Source organism: Acidisoma sp., assembly GCF_035492295.1.
Lineage (GTDB): Bacteria > Pseudomonadota > Alphaproteobacteria > Acetobacterales > Acetobacteraceae > Acidisoma.
Map to the genome: position 1 here is coordinate 1 of NZ_DATJJK010000229.1, position 17,524 is coordinate 17,524.

General features: G+C 64.3%; 16 protein-coding genes. 11 read left to right on the forward strand and 5 right to left on the reverse strand.

What is annotated here, in order from left to right; all coding sequences use genetic code 11:
* Positions 1–324: 324 nt before the first annotated feature.
* Positions 325–996, reverse strand: a complete 672-nt coding sequence (locus VL752_RS17195) for a peroxiredoxin-like family protein (RefSeq protein ID WP_325357089.1) — start codon at positions 994–996, stop codon at positions 325–327.
* A 145-nt stretch (positions 997–1,141) separates the two neighbouring features.
* Between VL752_RS17195 and VL752_RS17200 the strand changes: the two genes are divergently transcribed.
* Together VL752_RS17200 and VL752_RS17205 are read left to right on the forward strand one after the other, a co-directional pair.
* Positions 1,142–2,065 (forward strand): LysR family transcriptional regulator, encoded by a 924-nt coding sequence (locus VL752_RS17200; RefSeq protein WP_325357090.1) that lies wholly within the window; start codon positions 1,142–1,144, stop codon positions 2,063–2,065.
* Between the two features lie 48 nt (positions 2,066–2,113).
* Positions 2,114–2,830 carry a DsbA family oxidoreductase gene (locus tag VL752_RS17205; RefSeq protein ID WP_325357091.1) on the forward strand — a complete coding sequence of 239 codons (717 nt, stop codon included), beginning with the start codon at positions 2,114–2,116 and terminating at the stop codon, positions 2,828–2,830.
* A 24-nt stretch (positions 2,831–2,854) separates the two neighbouring features.
* Here VL752_RS17205 and VL752_RS17210 read toward each other — a convergent pair whose 3' ends face one another.
* Both VL752_RS17210 and VL752_RS17215 read right to left on the reverse strand, forming a co-directional pair.
* On the reverse strand, positions 2,855–4,510 hold the full coding sequence (locus tag VL752_RS17210; protein WP_325357092.1) for a Na/Pi cotransporter family protein: 1,656 nt from the start codon (positions 4,508–4,510) through the stop codon (positions 2,855–2,857).
* Between the two features lie 157 nt (positions 4,511–4,667).
* Positions 4,668–4,859 carry a hypothetical protein gene (locus tag VL752_RS17215; RefSeq protein WP_325357093.1) on the reverse strand — a complete coding sequence of 64 codons (192 nt, stop codon included), beginning with the start codon at positions 4,857–4,859 and terminating at the stop codon, positions 4,668–4,670.
* A gap of 87 nt (positions 4,860–4,946) precedes the next feature.
* On the opposite strand from VL752_RS17215, the gene VL752_RS17220 reads away from it, so the two are divergent.
* Positions 4,947–5,282, forward strand: a complete 336-nt coding sequence (locus VL752_RS17220; RefSeq protein WP_325357094.1) for a DUF1491 family protein — start codon at positions 4,947–4,949, stop codon at positions 5,280–5,282.
* A gap of 35 nt (positions 5,283–5,317) precedes the next feature.
* Here VL752_RS17220 and VL752_RS17225 read toward each other — a convergent pair whose 3' ends face one another.
* Positions 5,318–5,785: a DoxX family protein gene (locus VL752_RS17225; RefSeq protein ID WP_325357095.1), complete on the reverse strand. Its 468-nt coding sequence runs from the start codon at positions 5,783–5,785 to the stop codon at positions 5,318–5,320.
* A 158-nt stretch (positions 5,786–5,943) separates the two neighbouring features.
* Entirely contained in the window at positions 5,944–6,792 is an 849-nt protein-coding gene (gene hemF / locus VL752_RS17230) for an oxygen-dependent coproporphyrinogen oxidase (protein ID WP_413788774.1), read from the reverse strand.
* A gap of 271 nt (positions 6,793–7,063) precedes the next feature.
* On the opposite strand from hemF, the gene VL752_RS17235 reads away from it, so the two are divergent.
* From VL752_RS17235 to VL752_RS17270, 8 genes are all read left to right on the forward strand, one after another.
* Complete coding sequence (locus VL752_RS17235; protein WP_325357096.1) at positions 7,064–7,963, forward strand: S-methyl-5'-thioadenosine phosphorylase; 900 nt, start codon at positions 7,064–7,066, stop codon at positions 7,961–7,963.
* Positions 7,964–8,064: 101 nt separating this feature from the next.
* The gene (locus tag VL752_RS17240; protein WP_325357097.1) at positions 8,065–9,732 is read left to right on the forward strand and encodes a Na+/H+ antiporter; all 1,668 of its coding nucleotides are present in this window, start codon (positions 8,065–8,067) and stop codon (positions 9,730–9,732) included.
* 371 nt (positions 9,733–10,103) lie between these two features.
* Entirely contained in the window at positions 10,104–11,801 is a 1,698-nt protein-coding gene (leuA, locus tag VL752_RS17245) for a 2-isopropylmalate synthase (RefSeq protein ID WP_413788773.1), read from the forward strand.
* Positions 11,798–12,571, forward strand: coding sequence for a class I SAM-dependent methyltransferase (locus tag VL752_RS17250; RefSeq protein WP_325357098.1), 774 nt, complete (start codon positions 11,798–11,800; stop codon positions 12,569–12,571). Before leuA ends, VL752_RS17250 begins: the two co-directional genes overlap by 4 nt.
* Before the next feature lie 802 nt (positions 12,572–13,373).
* Positions 13,374–14,333: a pyruvate dehydrogenase (acetyl-transferring) E1 component subunit alpha gene (pdhA, locus tag VL752_RS17255; RefSeq protein ID WP_325357113.1), complete on the forward strand. Its 960-nt coding sequence runs from the start codon at positions 13,374–13,376 to the stop codon at positions 14,331–14,333.
* A gap of 5 nt (positions 14,334–14,338) precedes the next feature.
* Positions 14,339–15,688, forward strand: coding sequence for a pyruvate dehydrogenase complex E1 component subunit beta (locus VL752_RS17260; protein WP_325357099.1), 1,350 nt, complete (start codon positions 14,339–14,341; stop codon positions 15,686–15,688).
* Between the two features lie 12 nt (positions 15,689–15,700).
* Entirely contained in the window at positions 15,701–16,990 is a 1,290-nt protein-coding gene (locus VL752_RS17265; protein ID WP_325357100.1) for a pyruvate dehydrogenase complex dihydrolipoamide acetyltransferase, read from the forward strand.
* Between the two features lie 18 nt (positions 16,991–17,008).
* A complete protein-coding gene (locus tag VL752_RS17270) occupies positions 17,009–17,491 on the forward strand; it encodes a GNAT family N-acetyltransferase (protein ID WP_325357101.1) in 483 nt (160 codons plus the stop codon).
* Positions 17,492–17,524 lie beyond the last annotated feature (33 nt).

Genomic DNA, 17,524 nt, shown 5'->3' on the forward strand with positions numbered 1-17,524 from the left:
GACTTTGAGCAGATCCGCCGCGTGGTTTCCCGGCGCGGCGCCCAGTTCGAAACAAGGAATCCTGTGCTCTATCCTGCTGAGCTACGCGGACATGGAAGCTCCTCTTTACTGAAGCGGCGGCCAGGCGGCAAGCACTGCCCAAGGCCCAGAGCCATTGGCTAATTTCGCGGTCTTCCTGCGGACGGGAGATTTCCGCCCATGGGCCCGAAATGTGATTTCGCGATGAAACCTGACGCTCGCGTCACAATGCCGGGCGCAATGGCCCGCCATTGGACGGCGACGGTCGCATCGGATGAAGACTACACGCGAAGCGCGGGCCTCTGCTCAGGCGTGGGCCAGGCTCTCAGCCTTGGCGCGGCGCAGTGCCTCCAGCCCTTCCTGCGGTTCAAGCCGTTCGAAATAGACGGCGGAGACATGGGCGAGGCGGATAATCCCGTCGCTGCCGATCAGGAATTCAGAGGCGCGGGGCAGGGACCATACGTCCCCGTCATTCTCTTCCGGCAGGTTGCAGCCCATCTTGGCAAGAATCTCACGGGCGATCGGCTTGGCCTGGGTTGCCACGCCAAAGGCTTCGGCAACCTTGCTCCCGCAGTCGGCCAGGACGGGGAAGCTCACACCATTGCTTTCACGCACAAGGGCCGCGCGGCTGGGCTTTTGCGGCGAGATCGCCAGCACTCGGCCGCCATTCTTGCGCACCGTGGCCGCAACGTCCTCCCATGCGCGCAATGTCAAGCTGCTGTACGGGCACCAGCCCCCCTTAAAAAACAAAACAAATACAGGGCCCTGCGAGAGATAATTGCCAAGGTGGTGCATCTTCCCCTCGGCATCGCCCAGGGTGAAGTCCGGCGCGCGATCGCCGACCTTCAGGAAGGTGGCTCCGGCCGTCTCGGCCCGGGCATCCGCTTCCAGTTGCCGCAATGCCTGCGCGGTTTCCCCATCCGCCCGGTCGAAGACCGAGGATTTGAAGGCGAGTAGCTGTGCATTCAGTGACTTCATGGCAGTAACCCGGAAGCTCTCGATCCAATGCGTTTATTGCAGGGCTGGCGTCGAATTGTCCATGTCTAAGACGATAGATGGTTCATGCTTAGCTCGCGCGAAATACTCTAGTCTCTGATAACATTCATGCGGTCGGGTATGGTTTATGGATCTTTTGGCTGCTTTCCGTTGTTTCGTGCGTGTCGCTGAGACGGGATCTTTCTCCGCTGTGGCGCGTGAGGTCGGTTCCACCCAACCGGCGATCTCTCGCCAGATCGCGGCGCTCGAAGCGCATTTCGACGTTCGTCTGATCCAACGCACCACCCGTAGTCTGACCTTCACCCAGGACGGGCAGGATTTGCTCGCCCATGCCCGCCGCGTACTCGATACCGTGGACGAAACCGAGGAGATCCTCGGAAAACGCCGCGCGTCCCCCCATGGCACGATCCGCATCGCCTCTTCCACCTCGATGGCCCGGCTTCACATCATCCCCCGCCTGAAGCGTCTGCTGCAGCGTTACCCTCAGCTTGAAGTGGAAGTGAGCATATCCGAACAGGCACAGGATCTGGTGGCTGAAAATCTAGACATCGCAATACGCGCCGGACAGATAGCAGACTCGTCCCTCGTCGCGCGCCACCTCGGCTCCACCAGCCGCGGTGTACTGGCATCCGCCGACTATCTCGAAGAGCATGGTGAACCGGTCACGCCTCAGGATCTCACGACCCATTCCTGCCTCGTCTACACCGGCGGGCTGGGTCGGGCCTCCGCTCATCAGTGGGAGCTCGAGGGTATCGCGGGCTCGACCACGGTAGAGGTCGGCGGCCGCTTCCGCTGCGACAGCGTGGAGGGCATCGCTGATGGGATCCGTAACGGTCTCGGCATCAGCCAACTGCCGACCTGGATGTTCAACGAGGACATTGCCGCCGGACGGGTGCGGGCCATCCTCAAGGATTGGCAGCCGCCCCGCATTCCGATCCACGCCGTCTATCCCTCGCGCCGCCACCTGGCACCACGGGTCCGCGCGGTGATTGATTTCTTCGTCAACGAGTTCCGGCTCGATCCGATGGTTTCCGACTATACGGCGATCTGACGGGTATCCAGGCCTGCGATTTGCGCTCCCGCATGCTATGATCGCGTTTTGCCGCAGAGCGCGGCAGGGCAGGAAGGGGCGACCGGGCGGCAAGCCATGAACATGCTGGTCTTCTCACGCGCGCCGATTGCGATCGAGATCGTCTACGATCTCGTTTGCCCCTGGTGCTTCATCGGCACCCGACGGCTGACGCGGGCCATGCGGCGCCGGCCAGAGGTCAGCTTCAACCTGCAATGGCGGCCCTTCCTTCTCAATCCCGACATGCCGCGCGCCGGCATGATTCGCACCGATTACGTGGTTCGCAAATTCGGGACCGAGGATCGGGCGCGCCGGCTCTATGCCTCCATTGCCGAGATCGGCAGGGGGGAGGGCATTTCCTTTCGCTTCGACCGTATCCGGACCACGCCGAGCAGCGTTGATGCCCATCGGCTTGTGCGCTTCGCCGCCGAGTTGGGCCGCGCCGAGATTGTGGCGGACGCGCTGTTTACGGCCCATTTCACCGAAGGGCGGGATATCGGCGCCCTCACCGAATTGCTTGCCATTGCGCAGCAGGTCGGGCTTCCCGTCGAGGCGGCGCGCGACCTGCTTGAAAGCGACGAGGGCATCGAGCACGTTCACGGGGACAATCTCCGCGCCCACCGCCTCGGCATCAATGGCGCCCCCTGCTTCATCATGGGCCGCCGCCATGCCATCGCTGGGGCGCAGGAGCCGGAGGTGCTGGAATGCCTGCTGAACATTGCCACCCTCGATCTCGGCGAGGATTAGGCTGTCCGTCGTGCCCCGCCCGTCTTAGTCGGCCGGGCGCAGCCGGCTCGCCAGCAACTCGCCGGTGTTTTCGAGCACCGGATAGGCTGCCGCCGCCACCAGATGGGCGTTGACGCGCTTGAGATCCCTGAGCGCGTCGAGATGCAGCGAACTCGTCTCGGCCGTGTCGATGCGTCCGGCCCGGAGCCGCGCGAAATGTGCGGCGGTGGCCTGGGCCTCCAGGTCGCGGAAGGCCTCTTTCTCCGCTGCTAAAAGCCGGGCGGCGCGCTCATCCCCGGTCATGAACAGCGAGGCCGCCGCCTGCACGTTGATGATCAACCGCCCGATGATCTGAGTGAGCTCGGCCTCTCCCTCCTTCGAGAAGGCGAGGCCGCGGCGCAAGCACTTGCCAGCGATGCCCAGCAGGCTCTTTTCTACGATATCCCCCGCCTGCTCCAGATGCGTCGCAAAAGCGAGGATTTCGGTCACCCGTGCGTGGTCGGCGTCCGTCAGCCCATCGGGGTCGAGGCCGGTGAGATAAGCCTTGATCGCGGTGTTGAGCCGGTCGAGCACGTCGTCCAGGCGCTTGGTTTCGGTGATCTGGCGGCGATCGGCGCGCGCGAAGGCGTCACGCAATCCTTGCAACATCGTCTCAAGCACATCGGCGAGACGCATCGCCTCCCGCGCCGCGGCGCCGATGGCGATGGCCGGCGCTTCGCGCGCCGCTGCCGTCATATAGATCGCCTGACCGGGATCGGCGGGGTCGACCCGGGCCGGTAGCAGGCGCCGCAGCAGGCCCGCATAGGTGCCGAGGAAGGGGAAGAATACGGCCGCCAGGATGAGGTTGAAGGCGGTGTGGAAATCGGCGACAGCGCGCGCCGCATCTGGTTCGATCGCGATCAGCCAGGTGCCGAGCCATGGTAGGGCGGCGAGCCCGACCAGCGTACCGAGGCCACGATTGATGAGATTGCCAAGCGGCACGCGGCGGCCGGCGGGGTCGTTGCCGGAGGTGCCTTCCAGCACCGGATTGATGGCCGAGCCGAGATTGGCGCCGAGCACGAGGGCGAAGGCCGCGTCCGGGGGCACGGCGTGGTTCCCCGCGAAGGACATAATGATGAGCACAACGGCGACGCTGGAATGCGCCGCCCAGGTGAGACCGGCGGCGAGGATCACATCGACCAGCGGCTGGTTTGCAACCGCGCCGAGAAACAGCTGCAGGCTCGGCACATCCTCATAGGGGGTGACGAGGCTCACGAACTGGCCGAGCGCCATGAGGACGAGGCCGAGACCGATGAAGACGCGCCCGAAATCCCGCGTGCCCGCCGTCGCGCGGCGGAACATCAGCACGCCGACGAGGATCAGCGCTGGCGCCACGTCTGAGATATTGAAGGAAAGGGCCTGCACGATCAGCGTCGTGCCGACATTGGCGCCGAGCATGACGGCGAGAGCAGGGACGAGATCCACGAGGCCGCCGGCGGCGAAGCCCGTTACCATCAGGCCGGTCGCCGTGCTGCTCTGCAGGATGGCGGTAACGCCGATGCCCGCCAGAAAGGCCTTGAAGCGATTACGAAGCGCGCTGCCCAGGAAGCCGCGCAGCCGCGCGCCAAAGGCCCGCTGCACGCCCGTCTGGACCATGTGGATGCCCCAGAGCAGCAGGGCGACATAGCCGGCAAGCTGGAGCAGGGTCAGCGACAGGGTCAATCTTCTCTCCTCGGGCGGTCGACGCTCAGCTGGGGCGCAGGAACCTCATGTGCGATGGCAGCCCGAAGAGATGGTACTTTGTTTTTGCCGGGCCATTGTCAAAAACAGCCCTCTGCCTTGATGGACGGCGACGTCTCTCGTCCCGGATCGGGGAGGATCAGGATTTCAGTGGCTTATGGGCGCGCTCCAGCAGCCGGCCGAAGAAGCCGGGGGGCTTGGGCGGCGCCGGGGGTTGCTTGGCGGCGGTCGCGTTTTCCTTTTCCCGGGCCTTGCTCTGCAGCCATTTTTCCAGGCTCATGCCGGCCTTGGCTGCACGCTTGGCTTCATAAGCGCGCTGTGATTCGTTCATCTTCCGATCCATAGGGGGCCTCCTCGTCTCGGCGCTCATCTGGCAGGGGATGCGGTCTGAGTCGAGTGGCTGTTTGAGGAGGGACCGATGGAACCACGGGTGAAGGCACAGCTATGGGTGCAGATGGCGCTTCGCCTCGGTGATCGGGACGGAAGGCCCGGCATGGTGCTGCGCCGGGGCGATGCCGATGCCGGCGGCATCCTGGTCGTGCTGCGGGACCGCGCGGGTGGTGTCGTCGTCCTGTCCCAGACCCGGGCCGAGGGTGGCGAACTCGCCTGGATGCGCGGGACGGGAGCGGAGCCGGTCGACCAGACCCGCGCGGATGCCTATGTCGACCGGCAGGTGAAGTTCGATCCCGATCTCTGGGTCATCGAGTTTGAGGCGCCGGACTTCCAGCCGCCCTTCGAAGGGAAAATACTCTAAGGTCTGGCCGGTCCAGATCGAGGAGCGGGAGCGATTCAATCTGAACCGTGGCTCACAGTCCTCTCAGCGGCGTGCGGCTGATCGAAGTTGATCGTGGCATCCACGGAATAGCGGCCCCCGCCGCCGACATAGAGGGCCAGCAACCCGCCCATAATCGCAATGTTCTTGAAGAAGTTCAGTTCGGCGTCCACCGCCGCGCCGCCGGTCATGGTCCAGAAGGGGTGGCCGATGATGGCCGTCGCCAGGGTATAGGCCATCATCAGCAGGGCCAGAAGGCGCGTCATGAGCCCGACGACGATGCCGGCGCCGATGAAGAGTTCCATGACGATGGCAAAGACCGTGGCGAGCGGCGCGTCTGGCACGCCGGTCTGCGCCATATAGCCGATCGTATCGCCGAATTTCGTCAGTTTGTCCCAGCCGAAGAGGACAAAGAGCAGCATGAGGAGAATGCGGGCGGCGAGCAAAGCGCCGTCCTTCGTCTTGCCAACACCTAAGTCGAGCATCGCCACACCTCCTTCTAGCGGGAGTGATTGTGCGGGGAGTGTCCCGCCAGCGCGATCAAGATAGGCTAGATTTTAGGCGCTTTTCTTTCGATTTGTCAATAACTTAGTGATGACGCTGCGGCGCGGATGGCATGCTCGCGCCGCGCAGCAGGCGGGTATTACGGCCAGCGCACCTCTGGCGGCATGCTCATCAGAATCGCCTCCGTATTGCCGCCGGTCTTGATACCGAAGAGCGTGCCGCGGTCGTAAAGCAGGTTGAACTCCACGTAGCGGCCACGGCGGATGAGCTGATGCTCGCGCTGCTCCGGCGTCCAGGGGTCGAACATGCGGCGGCGGACGATCCTGGGATAGACATCCAGGAATGCGAGGCCGACGTCCCGCGTGAAGGCGAAGTCGGCAGCGATATCGCCGGTTCGGTGCTGGTCGTAGAAGATGCCGCCGGCGCCGCGCGGCTCGCCCCGGTGGGGAAGGTAGAAATACTCGTCGCACCATTCCTTGAAGCGAGCGTGGAAATCGGCGCCATGCGGGTCGCAGGCGGCCTTCATGGCGGCATGGAAGTCAGCCGCATCAGCTTCGGCCTCGGGCGTGTCCAGCCGCATCGGCGTGAGATCGGCGCCACCGGCGAACCAGCCGTGGCGGGTGATGATCATGCGCGTGTTCATGTGCACGGCGGGCACCAGCGGGCTGTGCATATGGCTGACGAGGCTGATGCCCGAGGCCCAGAAACGCGGATCTTCCGAGGCCCCCGGGATTGCCTTACGGAATTCCGGGCTGAACTCGCCATGGACCGTGGAGCAGTTGACGCCGACCTTCTCGAAAACACGACCGCGCATCACACTCATGACGCCGCCGCCGCCTTCCTCGCGCTGCCAGGCGGTGCGCACGAATCGCCCGGCCGGACGGTCGGCGAGGGGGCCGGTCTGGGCATCCTCCAACGCTTCGAAGGCGGCGCAGATCCGGTCGCGCAGGCTCTGGAACCAAGCCTCCGCTTCCGCGCGCAGGTTCATATGGGCGAGCGCCGGGTCCGTCGCGCTTCCGGCTTCAGGGACAGGGGCAGCGATATCCGACATAGTCGACATGAGGGCCGTATCCTTTAGCGGTGCGGCATCGGGCGGCCTTGCCCGAGACGCGGTGTTTCGCATGCTCCTGCCAGGGATTCGGGCTGCGGGGCATTGCTCTATGTCAACAGGCGCCTTGCCTCATCCGCCGGGCTGTTGTTGAAGCCATGATCGTCTGATCTGCGCTGCGCTGGCAGCGGAACGCAAGGAGTGGTGCCTCATGGCTGACGACGCGACCGAGACCGTGGAGCCGCTGGTCGGCATCCTGGGCGGCTCCGGCCTCTATGATATCGAGGGGCTCGAGGAGAAGGAATGGCGCAGCGTCGAAACCCCCTGGGGCCCGCCCTCGGACGAGCTGCTGTTCGGCAGGCTGTACGGCCTGCGCTGCGTCTTTCTGCCGCGTCATGGCCGTGGCCACAAAATATCGCCCTCCGAACTCAACTATCGCGCCAATATCGACGCTTTGAAGCGCGTGGGCTGCACGGACGTGCTCTCGCTGTCAGCCGTGGGCAGCCTGAAGGAAGAGTTGCCGCCCGGGCATTTCGTGATCGTCGACCAGTTCATCGACCGCACCTTCGCACGGCCCAAGACCTTCTTCGGCTCGGGCTGTGTCGCCCACGTCTCGATGGCTCATCCGGTCTGCGGCCGTCTCGGCGAGGCGTTGGAGGGTGCGGCGCGTGGCCTCGGCCTGCCGGTTACCCGCGGGGGCACATACCTCACCATGGAAGGTCCGCAATTCTCGACCTATGCCGAGAGCGTGCTCTACCGGTCCTGGGGCTGCAGCGTCATCGGCATGACCAACATGCCGGAGGCCAAGCTCGCCCGTGAGGCCGAGCTTTGTTACGCCACCGTCGCCATGGTGACCGACTATGATTGCTGGCACCAGGACCATGACGCGGTGACCGTCGATCAGGTCGTGAAGACGCTTTTCGGCAATGCCGACAATGCCCGCGCACTGGTCAAGGCGGTGCTGCCGGTCGTCGGCCAATCCCGCGGGCTCTGCAGTTCAGGCTGCGACCGGGCGCTGACACACAGCCTGATCACCGCCCCGGCCGCGCGCGATCCGGCGCTGGTCGCCAAGCTCGACGCGGTGGCCGGCCGCGTTCTCGCCACAAGCTGAGTGAACTCTGAGCCGACGGAGGGAGGGGCGCCTGTCGCCTCGGCTCAGGTCTTGTTGATCGGGGGGCCCCAGGCGTGGCCCACCCGTAGGATCGCCTTGCCATGCATCTGACGACGACGATCCTCGTTCTGCTTTTCACCACTGCCCTGTCCAATCTTGTGGTGACCGTCGTTCGGGTCCCCTTGCCGTTGCTGCAAATCGCGATCGGTGCGGCCATTGATCTGGCCGGGTTTCACGTCAGCTTCGATCCTGATCTCTTCCTTCTTCTCTTCATCCCGCCGCTGCTCTTCTCCGACGCTTATCGCATTCCGAAACGCGAGCTGACCGAGGCCGGGGTGCCGGTCCTCGCGCTGGCCTTCGGCCTCGTCATCTTCACGGTCGTGAGCGTCGGCCTTTTCATCCATAGCCTGCTCAATTTCGTTCCCCTGGCGGCGGCTTTCGCGCTTGGAGCCGTGCTGTCGCCCACGGACGCCGTGGCGCTCTCCGGCATTCTGAACGGGCGCGCCCTGCCGCGCCGCTTCATGCACATTCTGCAGGGCGAGGCGCTGTTGAACGACGCGTCGGGTCTCGTCTCCTTTAAATTCGCGGTCGGCGCGGTCGTGGCAGGCACCTTCTCCCTCTCCGACGCCGCGATGAATTTCGTTCTCGTCGCGGCTGGTGGGCTGGGTGTCGGCGCGGTGCTGGGCTGGGGTTTCTTCCAGCTTGACCAGAAGGTGCTCACCAAGCGGGCGGAAGAGGCCTCGATCTATGTCGTCCTCATCCTGCTCCTGCCCTTCGCCTCCTATCTGCTGGCCGAACATCTGGGCCTTTCGGGTATCCTGGCGGCGGTCTCAGCCGGCCTCACCCTCAATTTTCTCGACCCCTTCGGCGGCAGTCACAGCGCGATCCGCAGGCGCACCTTCGCCATCTGGAGCATTCTCGAATTCTCCTTCAACGGGCTGATCTTCCTTCTGCTCGGGCTGCAGCTTCCCGGCATCCTGGGCGACGGCGTCAAGCGGACGATCGCGGCAGGCTACTCGCCCTGGCAACTGCTGATGGTGATGCTGCTGATCACCGCCGCACTCTTCATCCTCCGCTTCGTTTGGGTGCTGCTGACCTCTCTTCTACGCACCGGCATCAACAAGGCGCGTGGCCGGCGGGTCGGCTACGGGTTCCCGGGTTTCATCCCGCTCTTGATCGCGACTGTCGCGGGGGTGCGCGGCGCTGTAACGCTTGCCGGTATCCTCTCCTTGCCCTTCTACCTGCCGACAGGCGAGCCCTTCCCGATGCGCGGCCTGCTGATTTGTCTGGCGAGCGGGGTCATTGTGCTTTCGCTTCTGGTCGCGGTGGTCTTCTTGCCTTTCCTGATGCCGAGGCTTCGTCTGCCCGAACTGGACCAGTTCGAAGCGGAAATCGCGGCCGCGCGACGGCTGATGGCGGAAAGTGCCATCAATGACCTGGAGGAGCGCGTGGAGGCGGGCATCAAGCGCCGCCAGGGGGCGCTGGAGCGCAATGCCTATGAGGAAGCCGCGGGGCGGGTGCTGGCCGACTATCGCCTCAAGCTCGAAGGGCAGGACGATGGCAACGAGAATCACGAGCGGGCGCGGGAGGATCAGCGCGCGGAAATCGCGCTCCGGCTGCGGGCCCTGCGCTCAGAGCGGGCCGAGATGCGCAAGCTGCGCCAGCGCCATGCGATCAATGACGAGGCCGTACAGACCCTGATTGAGCAGTTGGATATTGAGGAGGAGGCGCTGGCCCGCATTGCGGCGGCCTTGCCGCCGCGGCGGTGAGGCCGCTTCCCGGGCATGGGACGGTTGCGCCCCCTTCGGTTGCGGCATGCGGTGGATAAGGGCAGTTTTCTCAACATGACGATGCTGGACATCACGCAGAGCGCTCCGGCGCTTCTTGGGCGACTTACCACCGCGGCACTCTGAACGAGTCCGTGTTCCATCCTCCGTGCCCCGGGCACGGATCGCCCGTCCGCCGTCCGATCGAGTTTCCTGATGATCCCTTTTCCATTTGCCTTTCACGTCCCGCCCTGTGGCATGCCGGCCGCGGCACGACTTCGGTGCGGTCGCGGATGCTGACGGCCAGCCCGCGATCGTAGTCGGCCGATCCCTGATCCTCTCGACATTTCTCTGGACCGAAACGAGCGCCCGTCATGATGCTGAGCAACCCAGCCGCCAAATACCGACCCTTCACGGCCATCGACCTGCCGGACCGGCAATGGCCGAACCGGCGCATCACGAAAGCGCCCCACTGGTGCTCGGTCGATCTTCGGGACGGCAACCAGTCCCTCATCGATCCCATGGATGGGGAACGGAAGCGCCGCTTCTTCGACCTTCTGATCAAAACCGGTTTCAAGGAGATCGAGGTCGCGTTCCCCTCCGCCTCCCAGACGGATTTTGACTTCGTCCGCAGCCTGATCGAGGGTGGGCTGATCCCCGAGGATGTGGCGATCCAGGTTCTGACGCAGTCGCGCGAGGAGCTGATCCGCCGCACGATCGAAAGCCTGTCGGGCGCGCATCGCGCCATCGTCCATCTCTATAACGCAACCTCCGAAGTCTTCCGGCGCCTGGTGTTCAACCAGGACAAGGAAGGCACCATCGCGCTGGCCGTATCCGGCACAAAACTGATCCGCCAACTGACGGACGAGCATCCGGAGACGATCTGGACCTACCAGTATTCGCCGGAGACTTTCTCGTTTACGGAGCCCGAATTCGCACTCGAGGTGTGCGAGCGGGTGATGGACGTCTGGCAGCCGACGCCGGAGCGGCCGATGATCCTGAACCTGCCGGCGACGGTGGAAGTGGCAACGCCCAATGTCCATGCCGATCAGATCGAGTGGTTCTGCCGCAACCTCACGCGCCGGGACAGCGCCATCATCTCGCTACATCCGCATAATGACCGCGGCACCGGCATCGCGGCGGCCGAATTGGGATTGATGGCCGGGGCGGACCGAGTGGAGGGCTGCCTCTTCGGCAATGGTGAGCGAACCGGCAATGTCGATATCGTCACCATGGCGCTGAACATGTACACGCAAGGCGTCGATCCGGGCCTTGATCTGTCGGATATGCGGAAGGTCGTCAGCACGGTCGAGCATTGCAATCAGATCGCCGTCCACCCCCGCCACCCCTATGCGGGTGAGCTGGTCTTCACCGCCTTCTCCGGCTCGCACCAGGATGCGATCAAGAAGGGTTTCGCGGCCCGCCAGAAGCAGAACGACGACAATTGGGAAGTGCCCTATCTGCCGATCGACCCTGCGGATATCGGCTGCTCCTACGAGGCGGTGATCCGCGTCAACAGCCAGTCCGGCAAGGGCGGTGTCGCCTGGGTACTCGAGCAGGACCAGGGTCTGCGCTTGCCGCGTCGGCTGCAGATCGCGTTCAGCCGGGTGGTCCAGGAGATCGCCGATCGCACGGGTCGGGAGACGACGACGACCGCCATCGTGGAAGCCTTCCGTCAGACCTATGGTATCGATGGCTCGGGACGGTTCTCGCTGGTCGATTATAGCGTCTCGGGTGCCGACAAATCCGGCGCGCCGCGCAGCTTCACCGGCCGCATCGAGGTCGATGGCGTGGCCAGGAGCATCACCGGCCAGGGCAATGGGCCGCTTTCCAGCTTTGTCGATGCGCTGAACAAGGCGCTGGGGCTTTCCATCGACATCGTCAATTACGACGAACATGCGATCGGCACAGGGTCTGGCACGCAGGCCGTCGCCTATGTCGAATGCGTTCTGCCGGACGGCAAATCGGTCTTCGGCGTCGGTATCGACGTCGATAGCGGCGAGGCCGCGATGCGCGCGGTCTTGAGCGCGGCGAACAACGCCGCTGCAGCAAGCGTGGGAGTAGCGAAATGAACGGCATGAGCCAGGCGGAAAGCGTCGAGAGCCAGTTCGGGCCACGCGCTGCATCCTATCTGACGAGTTCGGTCCATGCCCAGGGCGAGGATCTGGCCCATTTCGCGGCCATGCTGGCCGAAGACGGGGCGGGGGCGCGTGTGCTCGACCTCGGCTGCGGCGGTGGCCACATGTCCTTCGCGGCGGCCCCCTTTGTGCGCGAGGTCGTGGCCTATGATCTGTCACCGGAAATGCTGTCGGTGGTCGCCCATGCGGCGGGCGATCGGGGTTTCGGCAATCTGCTGACTGAGCAGGGCGAAGCGGAAGCGTTGCCCTTCGAGGATCAGAGCTTTGACTGGGTGGTGTCGCGGTTCAGTGCCCATCACTGGGCCGATTGGCGGGCGGGGCTGCGGGAGGCGCATCGGGTGATGCGCCCGGGCGGCCGCGGTGTCTTCATCGACGTCGTCTCCCCCGGGCCTGGCATTCTCGACACCTATCTGCAGACGGTCGAGGTGCTTCGCGATACCTCCCACGTGCGCGACTACAGCGCGGGCGAATGGGAAGTGGCGCTGGCGGAGAGCGGCTTCATGACGCAGGCCACCCGGCGGCATCGGCTGCGCATGGATTTCGCAAGTTGGATCGCCCGCATGCGCACGCCGGATGTGATGGCCAATGCCATCCGTGCATTGCAGGCGGCCGTCGCCGACCCCGTGCGGCGTCATTTCGCGATCGAGGCGGACGGCAGCTTCATGATTGATGTCGCAAGTTTTGAGGTCGTGCGCGGCTTCTGAGACGCGGCCCCGGGCGCGACAATCGCATCGTCGTTTCCGGGGCTGGCCCTTTGCGCTGGTTGATGAAGCCTTGATGGGCCGGGCGTGGCGATTCGCCGGGGACCGAGGCGGTGACGCCCGTCCTGTGGCAGCCCTTTGCGCCGATCCTATTCCGATGCGCTCGGCTTACTCTCGATCCCTGGGCAGCCACCTCATCTCAGGACGCGCGGCCGAGAGTGGCTGGTCCTGGGACGGAGAAGCCGGCCGGGGCTGAAAAATTGCTGGAAATGTCACCCAGCCGGGATGGGTCGCTCCCCAATCCCCTGGCAGGCTTGCGCCGCGCGGCAGGAAGATGAAGGGAACATGAAGATGGCTGGAGGCGGGCGTGGTGGCTTGGGTCATGGCATAAAGATCACACAATGTCAGATTTTCTAACGCATCTCAGAATGGTATTGCAATAAAAATCTGAATTTTCCTGAATCCTGCGTGTTTTTGCGGAGACGCAACCCCGTTTGGGCAAGACTTGAGATAGCAGGACGCTGTTTACGGCAATAACCGGTCGAAGTAGGGGCCGGATGGGTAATGCCGCTAAAGCAGAAGGTGCGCATGGGACAGGTCGATCAGGGGCTTAACCACAATTCAGTTAACGTCCTATATTGCGTTGCAACATAAGGCTTTTTCGGCTCTGACTTGTGAGACCGAGCAGGAATGGCTAGGTGTCGGCGATGAGTTTTCGATGACGCGGCGACTGACCGACGACACGGAGAAAGACATGGCCCAGGCAGCGGCGACCCGTAAACGGACCAAAATTCCCGAGGTATCTATGGGCAAGGACGACCTTCTGCGCTTCTACCACGATATGCTGCTGATCCGGCGTTTCGAGGAGAAGGCGGGGCAGCTTTACGGGATGGGGCTGATTGGCGGCTTCTGCCATCTTTATATCGGCCAGGAAGCCGTCGTCGTCGGGGTTCAGGCCGCTCTGAAGCCGGGCGACCAGGTCATCACGAGCTACCGCGACCATGGCCATATGCTGGCGACGGGCATGGAAGCGCGTGGCGTGATGGCGGAACTCACCGGCCGCGAGACGGGCTATTCGCGCGGCAAGGGCGGGTCGATGCACATGTTCAGCAAGGCCAAGGGCTTCTACGGCGGCCACGGCATCGTCGGCGCTCAGGTCTCCATCGGCACCGGACTCGGCTTCGCCAACTGGTACCGCGGCACCGACAATGTCTCCGTGACCTATTTCGGCGAAGGTGCCTCCAACCAGGGGCAGGTTTTCGAGAGCTTCAACCTCGCCGCCCTGATGAAGCTGCCGGTCGTCTTCGTGATCGAGAACAACCGTTACGGCATGGGTACCAGCGTCGAGCGCGCCTCCGCGTCCAAGGACCTCTCCAAGAACGGTGCTGCCTGGGGCATTCCCGGCCTGCAGGTTGACGGCATGAACGTCATCGCCGTCAAGGAAGCGGCCGAGCAGGCTATCGCCCATTGCCGCGCCGGGAAGGGACCCTTCCTGCTCGAGATGAAAACCTACCGCTATCGCGGCCATTCCATGTCCGATCCCGCGAAATATCGCACCCGTGAAGAGGTGCAGAAGATGCGTAGCGAGCGCGATTGCATCGAGGCGGTGCATCACCTGCTCACCGAGCAGGGCGTGGACGAGGCCGAGATCAAAAAGATCGACGATGCGGTGAAAGCCGTGGTGCAGGAGGCGGCGGACTTCGCCCAGTCGAGCCCCGAGCCCGATCCGAAAGAACTCTGGACTGATATCCTGGTGGAGGCGTGAGCGTTATGGGAACGCAGATTCTGATGCCGGCCCTCTCCCCCACCATGACGGAGGGCAAGCTCGCCCGCTGGCTCAAAAATGTCGGCGATGAGATCAAGGCCGGGGACGTGATCGCCGAAATCGAGACGGACAAGGCGACGATGGAAGTGGAAGCGGTGGACGAGGGTACGCTTTCCTCCATCCTGGTGCCTGAGGGCACGGAAGGGGTCGCCGTGAACACCCCGATCGCCGAGATCGGTGGCGGCGCGAATGGCGCGGCCGCCCCCGCGCCCGCAACGCCGGCGGCCGCTCCGGCGGCCGAGGCTCCGGCCCCTGTGGCCAATACGGCACCGACAGTCGCGCCCACGGCCGCCGCCGCGCCGGAGAAGGACTGGGGCCCGACCAAGCCGATTACCGTGCGTGAAGCCCTGCGCGATGCCATGGCCGCCGAGATGCGGGCCGATGGCGACGTCTTCCTGATGGGTGAGGAAGTCGCCCAGTATCAGGGCGCCTACAAGATCAGCCAGGGGCTGCTGGATGAGTTCGGCCCCCGCCGCGTCATCGACACGCCGATCACCGAACATGGTTTCACCGGCATGGCCGTCGGTGCGGCGATGAGCGGCCTCAAGCCCATCGTCGAGTTCATGACCTTCAACTTCGCCATGCAGGCGATCGACCAGATCATCAACTCCGCCGCCAAGACGCTCTATATGTCAGGCGGCCAGATGGGCGCGCCGATCACCTTCCGGGGGCCGAACGGTGCGGCCTCGCGGGTCGGCGCCCAGCACAGTCAGTGCTATGCCTCCTGGTACGCGCATTGCCCGGGCCTCAAGGTTGTCGCTCCCTGGTCCGCGGCGGATGCCAAGGGCCTGCTGCGCGCCGCCATCCGTGACCCGAACCCGGTCATCGTGCTGGAAAACGAGATCCTCTACGGCCACACCTTCGAATGCCCGACGGATGAGGATTTTGTCCTCCCTATCGGGAAGGCAAAGGTGGAGCGAAAGGGTGAGCACGTCACCATCGTCGCCTTCAGCATCATGGTCGATATCGCTCTCAAGGCGGCGGAAGCTCTCGCCGAGCAGGGCATCAGCGCCGAGGTCATTAATCTGCGTTCGTTGCGCCCGCTCGATACCGCGACCATCGTGGAGAGCGTGAAGAAGACGAGCCGCCTGGTGACGGTGGAAGAGGGCTGGCCCTTCTCCGGTATCGGCGCGGAAGTCGCGATGCAGATCATGGAAAACTGTTTCGACTGGCTGGATGCGCCGCCGGTGCGCGTGCACGGGCTCGATGTGCCGCTGCCTTATGCCGCGAACCTCGAAAAGCTCGCGCTTCCGCAGCCGTCCTGGGTTGTTGACGCCGTTCGCAAGATCGTCTGAGGGAGCACGCCGATGGCCATCAACATCCTTATGCCCGCGCTCTCGCCCACCATGACGGAGGGCACGCTCGCCCGCTGGCTGAAGAAAGAGGGCGAGGCGGTGAAGGCCGGCGACGTCATCGCCGAAATTGAGACCGACAAGGCGACCATGGAAGTGGAAGCCGTGGATGAAGGCATCCTCGGCAAGATCCTGGTGGCTGACGGCACCGAGGCAGTGAAGGTCAACGCGCCGATCGCCATCCTGGTTCAGGAGGGCGAAAAGGTGCCGGATAGCGCAGGTGCGGCCCCGGCCGCCGCACCGCCTCCTGCTGCCGAAGCGCCCAAGGCCGAAGCCGCCGCCCCGGCGACCCCAAAAGCGGCGCCGGCCGCGAATGGGCATGACAAGGGGACGCGTATTTTTGCCTCCCCACTCGCCAAGCGGATCGCCCAGGACAAGGGCATCGATCTTTCCGGCATTACGGGAACGGGGCCCAACGGCCGCATCGTGCGGGCGGATGTCGAGGGTGCGAAGGCGGCTCCTGCGGCCGGAGCCGCGCCGGCCGTCGCCGCTCCGGCCGCTGCGCCCATCGCGCCGGCCGCACCGCCCAAGGCCGCCGCCATCACCGCGCCTCACAGTCTGGTGCCCCACACCACAATGCGACGCGTGATCGCCAAGCGCCTGACCGAGAGCAAGCAGAACGTCCCGCATTTCTATTTGACGATGGATATTGAGCTCGACGCCCTCCTGAAGCTCCGCGGCGAGCTCAATGCCCGTTCGTCCAAGGACGGTACAGGTTCCTTCAAGCTCTCGGTGAACGACATGATCATCAAGGCGGCGGCGATCGCGCTCCGCCGCGTGCCCAAGGTCAATGCCAGCTTCACGGATGACGGCGTCGCTTTCTACGATGATGTGGATATCTCCGTCGCCGTTGCCATTCCCGATGGGCTGATTACGCCCATCATCCGTCGCGCAGACCAGAAGGGCCTGGCCACGATCAGCAACGAGATGAAGGATCTCGGCCTGCGCGCCCGCGCCGGCAAGCTGAAGCCCGAGGAGTTCCAGGGCGGCGGCTTCTCCGTCTCCAATCTCGGCATGTTCGGCGTGAAGGACTTCCAGGCCATCATCAACCCGCCTCAGGCGGCGATCCTCGCGGTCGGCGCCGGCGAGCAGCGGCCGGTGGTGAAGGATGGGCAGCTTGCGGTTGCGACCGTGATGTCCGCGACGCTCTCTGTCGATCATCGGGTGGTCGATGGCGCGCTTGGCGCGGAGTGGCTGCAGGCCTTCAAGGCCATCATCCAGGAACCGCTGAACCTGATGCTCTGACAGGGACGGGGGCTGGAATTGGCGGATGTAACTCTCCGCCTGGCGAAGCCCGGGGATGTTCCAACCATCCTCGGCTTCGTGAAGGCGTTGGCGGCCTTTGAGCAACTGACCCATGAGGTCGTGGCGACGGACGCGGATTTTCATGATTCCCTGTTTGGAGAACCGCGCCGGGCCGAAGCGCTGATTGCCGAAATGGACGGCACGTCGGTGGGTTTCGCCCTGTGGTTTTATAATTTCAGCACCTTCCGCGGCCGCCATGGGCTCTACCTGGAGGACATCTACATCGATCCCGCCCATCGCGGGGCAGGCATCGGCCGGCAGATCTTCCGTTTTCTGGCCCAGCACGCCATTTCCCAGGGCTGCGCGCGCATGGACTGGGATGTCCTTAACTGGAATGAAAAGGCCGTCCGTTTCTACCGTTCGCTTGGCGCCATTCCGCTTGATGGCTGGACCCGCCAGCGCCTGACCGGGCCGGCTTTGACTGCGCTTGCCGAAAGCTGACGCCGGTGCACAGCCGGACCTAATCAGAGGAAG